Source organism: Corallococcus sicarius, from assembly GCF_003611735.1.
GTDB classification, from domain to species: domain Bacteria; phylum Myxococcota; class Myxococcia; order Myxococcales; family Myxococcaceae; genus Corallococcus; species Corallococcus sicarius.
Genome location: NZ_RAWG01000316.1, coordinates 1 through 11,308 on the forward strand (window position 1 = coordinate 1; position 11,308 = coordinate 11,308).

Below are 11,308 nucleotides of genomic sequence, written 5' to 3' on the forward strand. Positions count from 1 at the left end.
GGGTGCGGGGGAGGGTAGCGGCGTTCCCCGGCGAGCCACAACTTCAGGCCCTTCACCGGATGCGGGCGACCCGGCGGCCCGTCGCTGACTCCGCCGCGTGGCCCAGGAGGTCCCGGCGCCGCTTGCGCAGGGCGGTGAGGCATGCGACGTCGCGGTGCATGCGACTCACCCTGCACCGCGGCGTCAGCCTGGCCGTCCTCGCCTCCGCCCGCACGGAGGCCGACCACCACGAGGACCTGGGGTGCAGCATCCAGGGACCCACCGCGCGTCCGGTGCGTCGGGCCCAGCTTCCGCTCAAGCGCCACATCGCCGCGCTGGGGCGCGAGGGCGCGCTGCGGGAAGCGCACGCGCTGGTGCGCTGGCTGGAGGACACGCCCCGGTACGCCGCGCTGTGCGTGGGCACGAAGCGGCGCATGGGACGGCGCGTGCTGCGCGAGGACGTCCTCTTCCCGGATCCGCTGCGCCACCGCCCCCGCGTGCTGCACCTGCGCCAGGAGTCACTGGGCCTGGACGTGCCGGTGCGCGCGAAGGACTGGCCCGCGGTGGCCGACCTGTTCGCCGCGCTCGCCCGGGGCGCGACGCGCGAGGAGCTGCGGAGCATGTCCACCGTGCCGGTCGTGGGGGAGCTGCTGGGCGACCTGTCCCAGGCGGGCTGGCTCGTGCGGCACGTGGGGCCGCTGGAGGTGCCCGGTCCCGGGGCCCTCTTCGTGGGCCACAACACGGTGCTGGTGGCGGGCAGGGAAGGGCGCGTGCTGGTGGACCCGTACTTCCGCCCCGCCGGGGACGCGGACCTGCCCGGCTACGCGCCGCTGCAGGCGGGCGACCTGGGGCGGGTGGACGCGGTGGTCATCACCCACTCCCACGGGGACCACTTCCACCTGGGCTCGCTGCTGCCGCTGCCCCGCGACACGCGCATCTTCGTGCCGACAGTCGCGCGCGAGAGCCTCTTCTCCACGGACTGCGCGCTGCGGCTCACGCAGCTGGGCTTCACGCGCGTGGAGCCCCTGCGCTGGGGTGACACCCGGCAGGTGGGGGACGTGACGGTGCACGCGTTGCCCTTCCACGGCGAGCAGCCCACTGACGGCGAGGGGCCGCATCCGGGCCTCTTCAACGAGGGCAACACCTGGCTCGTGCGCTCGCCGGACTTCTCCGCCGCCTTCTTCGCGGACGCGGGCCATGACGTGCGCGGGGACATGGACGCGGTGTGCCGCCGGGTGCACAAGCAGCAGGGCCCGGTGGACGTGCTCTTCTGCGGCGTGCGCGGCTTCCGGCTGCCGCCCATCTTCTTCGGCTTCACCACACTGGATGCCTTCCTCGTCAACGTGCCGCGCGACACGCTCACCACGCCGCAGCGGCTGATGGCGGGCCCGGAGGAGGCCCTGCGCTACGGCGCGTTGCTGGGGGCGCGCTACGTCGTGCCGTGCGCGGACGGCGGCGCGCCCTGGTACTGGCGCGAGGGCATGGGCCCGCGCTACGCCGGCTACCCGGGCGAACCCGTCACGGGCGCAAGCTCCCTCGATGAGAACCCCGACGCGGATCCCTATCCGGAGCGGCTGGCGGAGGTGCGAAAGGCGCGGGGCGAGGGACCGAAGGCGCTCCTGTTGCGGCCCGGAGAGGCCCTGCGCTGGCGGGGGGCCCGGGCGCCGGAAGTGTTGCGCATGCCGGGCTTCGAGTGGCCCTTTGGCGACTGGCGTCAGGCCGCGCCCGCACCGCCGCCGCGCAGCGCGTCGCGGACCCGCCAGAGGGCGCCCAGGTAGAGCGCGCCCAGCGCGACGAGGCAGCTCACGCCCACCATCACGTAGCGGTGGATGACGCGGCTCACGTTCCAGCCGTAGGTCTCCACCAGCCGGCTCGCGTCGCTCAGGCCCACGCCCTCGATGAGGCCGAAGGGGATGCGGTCCACGTCGGTGCGCGCGGCCCACCACAGCTCGAAGCCGTCCATGAACGCCGCCGCGCCAATGACGACGAAGCCCCAGCGCAGTGCGTGCTTGCGCAGGTAGTGGTCCGGGGGCACGTAGAACGTGGTCATCAGCGCCGCGCCCAGCACCATCTTCCCCGCGTCGCCGCCGAAGGTGAACATCATCCGGGCCTGCTCCGGGTCCAGTGCCAGCGTGCCCACCGCCTGCACCGCGAGCAGCACCGTGCCCACGGCCATCCACGCCCACCGGCGCCGCTTCCAGCCCTGGTGGACGAGCGTCCCCAACAGGCCCGCCACCAGCACCACCATGAAGGGCGAGCGCTCGTCGGAGACGGAAGTGACCCACAGCGAGGGCGTGGCGCTGAAGCCGCAGAACCACGCGCTGACGGCGTGTCCCAGCTCGTGCACTGGCATGGTGAGGAAGATGCGGGACAGGGCGTGGAAGCCCGGCGAGCGGACCGCGAGCCAGGCGATGAAGAGCGCCGTGGGCAGCACGCACACGCGCAGCTTCGCCTCGAAGGTCTCCTCCGCCGCGTCGCTGTCGTCGAAGGTCAGGTCTGGCGACACGCGCTCCGGCATCGCCTCCACGAGGGGCGGAACGAACGTGGGCGCCGCGTGCGCCTCCAGGGCCTCGCGCAGCGCGAGCCGCTGGTCCTCGGCCTGGTGAAGGACGGCGTTGCGCTCCGCGAGCTGCCGCTCCCCGGCCTGACGGGCGGCGGCGCGGGCCTCGGCTCGCAGGTAGATGACGCCGCACGCCGGGCACTCGGGCCCCTCCACGCGAAGGGCGCCACAGCGGGGACAGGATGCGGACGGAGGGCTCACGGGCTCCCGACTCTAGGTGCCCCGCGGGCGGGACGAAAATCTCACCGCGTCACTCCCCAGGGGCCCGGGCTCCCGGCGGCAGGGCGGTGGCTCGGCAGTCGTCGCTGTCGGCGCTGAACAGGTTGCGGAAGCGCGATTGACGGTGCCAATCCCACACATGGCCCCGTTGCTCCCCAGCGCGGAGGGCGCTCCCCGGTGGTCCGCGCGCCCGCGGCAACGGCTGTGACCTGCCGGGTTGCGGACGCGTCAGGCAATGACTTCCAGCGCTCCAGCCCGGGCCGCGCCACAAGAGGGCTTGACCTCCCGGGGCCGGAGCGCCCATGTCGTGGGCATGGCTGGTGAGCTGGATACCCGCACCCGGGGCAGGACCGCTCGCGGACGCCTGCGCGCGCTGGACGCGTACCTGTGCCAGTTCGAGTCCGCGCTCCTCACCCGCGTGGAAGGGGCCTGGGCCCGCGCCGTCTTCGTGGACGTGGGCTTCGGTGAACACCCGTGGACCACGTTGGAGAGCGCCACCGCCTTCCGCTCACTGAGCCCGGAGCTGTCCGTCGTGGGCGTGGAGCTGGAGGCCGAACGCGCCCGGGCCGCCGCGAGCACCCACGCGGACGCGCGCACCCACTTCCGCGAGGGTGGCTTCGCGCTGCCCCTGGCCCCGGACGAGCCCGCCCGTCTGGTGCGCGCCATGAACCTGCTGCGCCAGGGCCCGCCGGAGCGCATCCCGGAGGCCCACCGCGCGATGGCGCGGCACCTGCTGCCCGGCGGGCTGCTCGTGGAGGGCAGCTCCGACACGGATGGCGCGGTGCTGGTGGCCCACCTGCTGCGGCGCACCCCGGACGGCGACACCCCCGTGCGTGAGCGCCTGCTGTTCCACACCGACTTCTCCCGGGGCTTCGCGCCCCTGTTGCTGCGCGACTGGCTGCCCCGTGACCTGCGCCGCCGCGTCCGCCCTGGCGAGCCCGTGCACGCCTTCTTCCAGGCCTGGGAGGCCGCGTGGAAGGCTGCCAGGGCTGCCGGACATACATTGCCCCCGGACGCCTTCGCGGAGTCCATCCCGCGCCTCGCGGCGACGATGCCAGGGATTGCCCAGGACGTCTGGCTGGCCACCCACGGCTTCCTCTGCTGGAGCCCCCCCGGGGGGATTCCGCCCTGAGGGGCAGGTCACTCCCTGCTTGGAGGAGCAATCGTCAAGGCAGCCCGTCCCAAGCGCAGCGGGAAAAGGTATTCTGTCGGGAATTGCCTTCCGGGAGCCCCCCGGACTTCCGGAAGGCAGACGGCTCGACAAGAACAGGCACCTGCGGCAAGCACCTTGCGCAGCGCTGCCCAAGACAATCCCGTCGTTCCTCACAGCGACCCGCCGTGAGGCCGACCCCGCGAATCTGGAGCATGAGATGGAACAGGCGGCCTTCGCCGACAAGGCCCCCGCGGCAGTCCTCGCGGCCCGCCCCCCTGCGTTGCTGTTCTCCGCCAACTTCTACGGCACCCTGGCCGCGGCGCGCTGTCTGGGCCGCCATGGCGTGGACGTGACGGTGGCGGACACGGGCCGGTTGGGCCCGGCCAGCTACTCGCGCTTCGTCAGCCGCCGCGTGCAGTGCCCGCCGGAGTCCCAGCCGGAGGCCTTCCTGCAGTGGCTGGTGGACTTCGGCCTGCGCGAGCCCGTCAAGCACGTGCTCTACCCGACGAGCGACGAGCTGGCGTGGCTCATCTCCGCGCACCGCGCCAAGTTGCAGGACCTCTTCCACCTCTACGACCCGGGCGTGGACGCGGTGTACGGGCTGCTCAACAAGCGCCGCCTCCACGAGGTGGGCACCGAGGTGGGTCTGCACCTGCCGCGCACCTGGTTCCCCCAGTCCGAGGCGGACCTGGAGCAGGTGCGCCGCGAGGCGAGCTTCCCGGTGCTGCTCAAGCCCACGACGCAGATCCTCCACGCCACCCACCGCAAGGGGCAGCCGGTGGCGTCACCGGACGAACTGGCGCGCGAGTACCGCGAGTTCGCCCGCGACACGTACGCGCCCATGCTCGTGAAGTTCGACCCCGCCGTGGTGAACCCCATGGTGCAGGAGTTCCACCCCGAGGCAGCCGAGGGCATCTACAGCCTCTCCGGCTTCGTGGACGAGACGGGGGAGCTCTTCGAGGCGCGTGCCTCCATGAAGGTGCTCCAGCGCCCGCGCAAGCTGGGCGTGGGCGTCTGCTTCGAGCCCGCCCCACTGCACCCGGAGCTCGTGGCGGGTCTGACGCGGCTGTGCAAGCGGCTGGGCTACCACGGCGTCTTCGAGGTGGAGTTCATCCAGACGAAGGACTCCTACCTCCTCATCGACTTCAACCCGCGCTTCTACGGGCAGATGGGCTTCGACGTCGCGCGCGGGTTGCCCCTGCCGCTGCTCGCGTACCACGCCGCCACGGGCAACCGGGTCGCGCTCGAGCGCGAGGTGGCGCAAGCGAAGGCCGTCAGCGCGCAGCATGACGAAGAGGTGTTCTGCAACCGCATCGCGCTGGAGATGCTGCTCAACCTCCAGCGGCTGTCCGGGGCGCTGCCAGCCCAGGAGGCCCGGCAGTGGCGCCAGTGGCTCAACGTCCACCGCGAGAAGGCGGTGGATCCGCTCATCGACGGGGACGACATGGTGCCCGCGGCGGTGGAGCTGGCCACCATCGCCTACGGGTCCGCGCGCCACCCCCGCGCCTTCCTGCGGATGATGGTGTTCAACCGCAGCTAGCGGGCCGCTCGGGACGGGGCGGGGACCGGGTCGTCGAAGGTGACCAGGTCCTCGTTCGTCTCCGCCCGGCGCAGCACGCGCACCTTGCCGCCCTCCACGCCGACGATGGCCGGCTGCGGGAAGGAGAAGGACGTGCCGAAGGGCACGAAGTACGCGCCCGCGTCCATGATGGCCAGCGTGTCGCCCACCTTCAGCTCCGGCAGCCGCACCGCGTGGTACAGCGTGTCGCCCGGGGTGCAGATGGGGCCCACCACCGTGTAGGCCCGGTGCGAGGGCGCGTCCGGCCGCTCGACGTGGAAGAGCTGGTGGTACTCGTTGCGCACGCACTCCGCATGGTTGATGCCCATGTCGAGCACCGCCCAGGTGCGCTCGCCGCCGTCCTTCAGCGCGTGCACCCGGCCCAGCAGGAGCTGCGTGTTGCCCGTCATCGCCCGGCCCGGCTCCAGGAAGATGCGCGGGCGCGCGCGGCCCTGCTTCGCGTAGTGCGCCTCCACCTGGGCCACCACCTTCGCCACATAGCGCTCGATGGAGAGCGCCGCCGTGAAGTCCGGCGCCGGCAGGTCGCGCTGGAAGGTGAGGTTGAGCCGCCAGTCCCTCTGCTCGATGTGCTCCACCGTCGGAGTGCAGAGGCTGCCGCCCAGGTCCAGCACCTCCAGGTCCAGCCCCAGCTCCCGGTGCAGCTCGTCCGCGAAGTCCAGCACCGAGCCGACGAAGCCCGTCAGCTCCGCCTCCGTGCGGATGAGCTCGCCCCGGTGTGCGTGCAGCCCCACCACGTCCAGCGTGCCCAGGGCCAGCGCCTTGCGGTACGCCGCCAGCGCCATGCCGCCCGTGATGGGCGTGCCGAACTGCGACGTCCAGCCCTGCGCCGTCGTCACCCGCACCGCGACGCGCGGGCGCTTGCGCAATTCCTGCGCGTGCCGCGCAAAAACATCCAGCTCCTCGACGTGGTTCGCCGCCAGGAGGCCGATGCCCCGCGTGATGGACTCGCGGATGGACGCGTCCGACTTCACCGGGCCGTTGTAGACGATGCGCTCCGGCGCCACGCCCAGCTTGAGCGCGAGCCACAGCTCGTACGCGGAGATGACCTCCGCGCCCACCCCGCGCGCGTGCAGCGCGGACAGCACGCCGGGCACGGGGTTCGTCTTGTAGGAGTAGTACACCTCGCAGCCGCCCGCGGCGCCTGGGGGCACCGCCTGGAAGGCGTCCGCGTTGCGGTTCAGCGCGGCCAGGTGCACCACATGCAGCGGCGAGCCGTACTCCTGCACGAGCTGGGACAGCGACACGCCCTCCAGCAGCAGCCCCTGGCCGGCCCGGGACTCCAGGCTCCACGTCTCCGGGGGGAGGAAGGCGCGCGCGGGGGCCATCGCGCGCTGCACCACGGGCCCCAGGGTCTGCTTCAACTGCCGCTTGGCGGTTCCAACGAGACGACGACGCAGGCTCACGGGGGACAGCCCTTTCACGAGGCGCGAGGCAGCTTGAGGGGGAGATAGCGCGTCAACCCGAAGCGCTTCTTCAGCGCGCGCGTGGCGAGCTGCAGCAGGCGGTACTCCAGCTCTCCGTGCTCGCGCCGGTACTTGTTGTGGATGATGGCATTGGACTCCGCCACGGACTTCTCCACCTTCTCGCCCTTCTTGCCCAGGTCGTGCATCAGCGACGGCTTGCCCACCCGGTAGTTGAGGATGGGGCGGTTGACGTAGACGTGGCCGTAGCGGCGGATGCCGCGCATGTAGAAGTCCACGTCCTCGTAGACGGGGATGTTCGGATCGAACCCGCCCAGCGGCTGGAAGTAGTCCCGGCGCACCATGCACGCGGAGTTCACGTACAGCGTGCCCAGGAAGAGGATGTGCGCCACCGTCCACGCGCTGTTGGGCGTGGTGGCCCCCACCTTCGCGACCCGCTCGAAGTAGCTGCTCTTGTCCTCCAGCCACTCGGGGTCCTCGCTGAAGGGCACCACCCAGCCCACCGCGACGCCCGCGTCCGGCCGCGCGTCCAGGGCGGACACCATCGCCTTCAGCGCGCCCTCCGCGAGCAGGTCGTCGTCATCCAGGAAGTGCAGGTAGCGGCCCCTGGCCAGCGTGGCCCCGTGGTTGCGCACCAGCGCGGGCCGGCCGCGCGACGGCACCTCCTGCTTGAAGTAGCGCACCCGCGCATCGCCAATGCCCTGCACCGCCTGCCGCGCGGTGCCCTCGGCCGTGTCGTCCAGGACCAGCACCTCCACCTGGACGCCTTCCTGACGCAGCGCGGAGTGGATGGCCTCCACCACTTCCTTCTCGCGCTTGTACGTCGGCATCACCACGGAGACGTCAATCTGGGACATTCGGGACTTATACCGGTGGCGCCCCACGGCTGAGAAGCCGGCACGACGGCGGCCGCGCCGGTGGCCTCTGCGCCGCTCGGGGACCTGCCTCGCGATTTCTTGGAAGTTCCTACCGCCCGGTGCGAGCCGGGCCCCGCAGGTTTTTCAGCCTGGGGCGTGACAGGGTTGCCACACCGTGGCTGCCTGCCCGCCGGATTCGCGCTGCGTCAAAAGCTGGCGATGGCGCACTCGAACGGGTCCTCTTCGTCCGGCAGGTCGCCCACCGAAGCCATGAAGGGCTGCGGGGCGTCCTCCTCGGAGAAGGCGTCCGCGTGGGCGGGGACTTCCGCCTCTTCGGCGGGATCCTGGGGCAGCCATCCGGGGTGCAGTTCTTCGCGGGCCATGTGCGTTCGTCCTCTCCGCAACCGGTACGGCGTCACCTGGGGTTCCTGCAGTCGTTGTGCCACCCAACCCCTACGTAACGGCCCAGGCAGGCGGGTCGTTTCCGACGGAGGGTGGGTCGCCGGGCAGGCAGGCATCGCTTGACGCGAGGCCCCCGGGCCGACAGGAAAGGAACACCGATGGCCGTCCTGCTGGCACATGAAATCGAGTCACCGCGTCCGTGCAGCTACCTGCCGGGGCGGGAGGCGTCCCTGGAGACGCTGGTGATGCGCAACGTGTCGCCCCAGGAGTACGAGCACCTGCTCGTGCGCGGCTGGCGCCGCTTCGGGCCGCAGTACTTCCGGCCTGCGTGCGCGTCGTGCCACGAGTGCGTGTCGCTGCGCGTGCCGGTGGAGGGCTTCCAGCCCAACCGCAGCCAGCGCCGGGCCCGCGCGGCGTGCGCGCACCTGCGCGTGGAGGTGGGGCCGCCGCGCGTGGACGAGGAGCGGCTGGCGCTCTACCGCGCCTGGCATGCGGACCGGGAGACGACGCGCGAGTGGGACGCGTCGGAGCTGGGCGCGCGCGAGTACTCGCTCCAGTTCGCCTTCCCGCACCCCTCCGCGCGCGAGGTGGCCTGGTACGACGACAGCGACCCGGCGGCGGGCCCGAAGCTCGTGGGCCTGGGCATCTGCGACGAGATGCCCCAGGCGTGGAGCGCGGTGTACTTCTTCTACGACCCCGCCTGCGCGCGGCTGTCGCTGGGCAAGGCGAGCGTGCTGTTCCAGGTGGAGCTGGCGCGCGAGCGTGGCATCCCGTACGTGTACCTGGGCTACCGCGTGCTCGCGTGCGATTCACTCCGCTACAAGGCCGGCTTCCGCCCGCACGAGCTGTTGGAAGGACGGCCCGCGCTGGACGAGCTGCCCCGCTGGCGGCCCGCGCCGGAGTCGCCCGACACGCCCTGAGTCCCGCGCGTCAGGAGCCGCCGAGCAACGCCGCGTCGAAGAAGTCACGCAGGTGGCGCTCGTACTCCGCCGGGGCCTTCTTCGCGTACTCGCCATGGTGCGCGCCGGGCACCACCCAGTACGACTTGGGTTCGCACGCGGCGTGGAACAGTGCGTCCTGGAGGAACGCAGGCGCGTAGGGGTCGACATCGCCGTTGATCAGCAAGAGCGGCCGGCCCTTCAGGTCGCACAGGTGCGCCATGGGGTCCACCGCGTCCACGTCCACGCCGGACAGGCGCATCGTCCAAAGCACCGGCTGCACGCTCAGGGGGCCCCACCTGCCGTAGCTGTAGCGCGTGTCCGCCTCCAGCGACGGGTACGCGCCCGCGGCGGCCACCGCCTTGAGGCGCGGATCCCCCAGCGCCCCCAGCAGCGCGGTGGTGCCGCCCATGGAGAAGCCCAGCACTCCCACCCGGGACGGCTCCACGTCCGCGCGCCCCGACACGAAGTCCACCGCCGCGCGCAGGTCCTCGCGCTCGCGGTCGCCCCACGTCACCAGGTCGCCGTCGCTCTCGCCGTGGCCACGCGAATCGAAGAGCAGCACGCCGTAGCCCGCGCGCGACAGCGCCTCCGCCTCGAAGAGCATCTGCGAGCGGTTCTCCGCGAAGCCGTGCAGCACCACCACCGCCGCGCGGTTGCGCGAAGGCACGTACCAGCCCTTCAGCGTCAGGCCGTCGCGCGTGCGCAGCACCACGTCCGTGCGCGTCGCGAGCGCCCCGTCCCCGGGCGGCGTCACCGACTGGCGCGTGGGGTGCAACATGGCGCGTGCGGTCCGGACGTTGCGGTACGCGATGACGGCGGCCACCGCGAGGACGCCCAGCAGGGCGAGCACGACGAGGCGGACAGGACGGAGCTGGATGGGTTTCTTCACGAGGATGGTTTGTGAGCCTATACCCGCTGTCCGGCTCCCGGCGCGGCGAGCCTGCCCGTCAGGACGCCGTGCGGGTGTTTCAATCGTGTCTCCGCGGGGCCATGCCAGGCGAGGAGGATCCAGACGCACGACGCCCTGCAATTGTCTCCTGCGTGGCGCGGCCTGTCGCCTTCGCTACCTATCGCCAGGGGCGTGAGCTATTGAGCCACCGGCAGCTCCAGGGGTGGGCCCGCCGGACGTTCGCGTCGTGCGGGAGAATGAGAAAAACGTTTCCTTCCGGGACCCTCGAACAGTGAACCTGCGGGCGCAGCCAGACATGACGGCCTCGGTACCGGCGCCCGCGCGACGACGTGTGTTGTTCACGCTCGTCTTCATGGGGACGGGAGGCATCGAGCGCTCGGTGTGCAACGTGTTGGCGGGCCTGGACCGCGAGCGCTTCGACCCTTCGTTGTTCTTCCACCACGGGCCGCCGCCTCCTGACACGCGGGACCGCATCCCCGCGGACGTGCCCATCTCCTGGGGCGTGGGCGTGGAAGCCTACCGGCGCTGGGAGCTGCCGCGCATGCTCTGGCGGCTGTTCCGCGAGGCGCGCAAGGCGGACATCATCGTGTCGGGGCAGGAGGGGCGGGCGGCCCTGCTGGCGCGGATGGCCGGGGCGATGCTGGGCAAGCCGGTGCTGGGGATGGTGCACTTCGACTGGGGGGCCTTCCACCGCGAGCAGCCGCGCCGGCAGCTCTGGGGCCTGCGGCTGCTGTACCCGGGCATGGACCGCATCGTGGCGTGCGGCTCCGACTCCGCGAAGGCGTTCGCGGAGCTGGTGAACGTGGATGCGGAGCGGCTGGAGGTCATCCCCAACTTCGTGGACGCTGGACGGGTCCGCGCCGCGGCCGGAGCGCCCCTGCCCGCGTGGGCGGTGCCGGTGTTCCAGAAGCCGGTGGTCATCGCCGTGGGGCGGCTGGAGGCGCAGAAGTCCTTCGACATGCTCATCCGCGCGCATGCCCGGATGCAGGCGGCCGGGCAGGACACGCACCTGCTCATCCTGGGCGTGGGGTCGCTGGAGTCGGAGCTCAAGGCGCTGGCGCGCGAAGCGGGCGTGGAGGCTTCGGTGTTCATGCCTGGCTTCGCGGACAACCCGCATGCGCTGATGGGGCGGGCCACCGCGTTCGCCCTCTCCTCGCGCTTCGAGGGGCTGCCCATGGTGCTCCTGGAGGCGCTCGCGCTGGGGTGCCCCATCGTCAGCACGGACTGCCCCTCCGGCCCCTCCGAGGCGCTGGACGGGGGGCGGGCGGGGGTGCTGGTGCCCATGGG

Annotated in this window: 10 protein-coding genes; 5 read left to right on the forward strand and 5 right to left on the reverse strand. The window is 72.1% G+C overall.

The genetic code is table 11. The annotated features are described in order from the left end of the window. Positions 1-158: 158 nt before the first annotated feature. Positions 159-1,757, forward strand: a complete 1,599-nt coding sequence (locus D7X12_RS33680) for an MBL fold metallo-hydrolase (RefSeq protein ID WP_120629317.1) — start codon at positions 159-161, stop codon at positions 1,755-1,757. Here the strand turns inward: D7X12_RS33680 and D7X12_RS33685 are convergent. Beyond that, complete coding sequence (locus tag D7X12_RS33685; protein ID WP_120629318.1) at positions 1,694-2,740, reverse strand: hypothetical protein; 1,047 nt, start codon at positions 2,738-2,740, stop codon at positions 1,694-1,696. The two genes, D7X12_RS33680 and D7X12_RS33685, sit on opposite strands and share 64 nt — an antisense overlap. Positions 2,741-3,071: 331 nt before the next feature. On the opposite strand from D7X12_RS33685, the gene D7X12_RS33690 reads away from it, so the two are divergent. Then, the gene (locus D7X12_RS33690) at positions 3,072-3,890 is read left to right on the forward strand and encodes a methylase (RefSeq protein WP_120629322.1); all 819 of its coding nucleotides are present in this window, start codon (positions 3,072-3,074) and stop codon (positions 3,888-3,890) included. A 238-nt stretch (positions 3,891-4,128) separates the two neighbouring features. Then, a complete protein-coding gene (locus tag D7X12_RS33695) occupies positions 4,129-5,451 on the forward strand; it encodes a carboxylate--amine ligase (RefSeq protein WP_208719445.1) in 1,323 nt (440 codons plus the stop codon). Here the strand turns inward: D7X12_RS33695 and D7X12_RS33700 are convergent. The 3 genes from D7X12_RS33700 to D7X12_RS43145 form a co-directional block, all read right to left on the reverse strand. Continuing rightward, positions 5,448-6,893, reverse strand: coding sequence for a type III PLP-dependent enzyme domain-containing protein (locus tag D7X12_RS33700; RefSeq protein ID WP_120629319.1), 1,446 nt, complete (start codon positions 6,891-6,893; stop codon positions 5,448-5,450). The genes D7X12_RS33695 and D7X12_RS33700 overlap by 4 nt on opposite strands. A gap of 14 nt (positions 6,894-6,907) precedes the next feature. Further along, complete coding sequence (locus tag D7X12_RS33705) at positions 6,908-7,768, reverse strand: glycosyltransferase family 2 protein (protein WP_208719447.1); 861 nt, start codon at positions 7,766-7,768, stop codon at positions 6,908-6,910. A gap of 206 nt (positions 7,769-7,974) precedes the next feature. After that, positions 7,975-8,151 carry a hypothetical protein gene (locus D7X12_RS43145; protein ID WP_158620175.1) on the reverse strand — a complete coding sequence of 59 codons (177 nt, stop codon included), beginning with the start codon at positions 8,149-8,151 and terminating at the stop codon, positions 7,975-7,977. A 177-nt stretch (positions 8,152-8,328) separates the two neighbouring features. Between D7X12_RS43145 and D7X12_RS33710 the strand changes: the two genes are divergently transcribed. Beyond that, positions 8,329-9,090 carry an arginyltransferase gene (locus tag D7X12_RS33710; RefSeq protein ID WP_120629321.1) on the forward strand — a complete coding sequence of 254 codons (762 nt, stop codon included), beginning with the start codon at positions 8,329-8,331 and terminating at the stop codon, positions 9,088-9,090. A 10-nt stretch (positions 9,091-9,100) separates the two neighbouring features. Here D7X12_RS33710 and D7X12_RS33715 read toward each other — a convergent pair whose 3' ends face one another. Then, complete coding sequence (locus D7X12_RS33715; RefSeq protein WP_208719449.1) at positions 9,101-10,000, reverse strand: alpha/beta hydrolase; 900 nt, start codon at positions 9,998-10,000, stop codon at positions 9,101-9,103. 316 nt (positions 10,001-10,316) lie between these two features. Here D7X12_RS33715 and D7X12_RS33720 point away from each other — a divergent pair. Then, positions 10,317-11,308, forward strand: a 992-nt coding sequence (locus D7X12_RS33720; RefSeq protein WP_147443882.1) for a glycosyltransferase, incomplete at its 3' end; no start/stop codon positions are given.

Bases quoted from the DNA above. Each gene is read 5' to 3' on its own strand.
- D7X12_RS33710 (WP_120629321.1), top strand. From the start codon at position 8,329: ATGGCCGTCCTGCTGGCACATGAAATCGAGTCACCGCGTCCGTGCAGC.
- D7X12_RS43145 (WP_158620175.1), bottom strand. From the start codon at position 8,151: ATGGCCCGCGAAGAACTGCACCCCGGATGGCTGCCCCAGGATCCCGCC.
- D7X12_RS33695 (WP_208719445.1), top strand. From the start codon at position 4,129: ATGGAACAGGCGGCCTTCGCCGACAAGGCCCCCGCGGCAGTCCTCGCG.
- D7X12_RS33680 (WP_120629317.1), top strand. From the start codon at position 159: ATGCGACTCACCCTGCACCGCGGCGTCAGCCTGGCCGTCCTCGCCTCC.
- D7X12_RS33690 (WP_120629322.1), top strand. From the start codon at position 3,072: ATGGCTGGTGAGCTGGATACCCGCACCCGGGGCAGGACCGCTCGCGGA.
- D7X12_RS33705 (WP_208719447.1), bottom strand. From the start codon at position 7,768: ATGTCCCAGATTGACGTCTCCGTGGTGATGCCGACGTACAAGCGCGAG.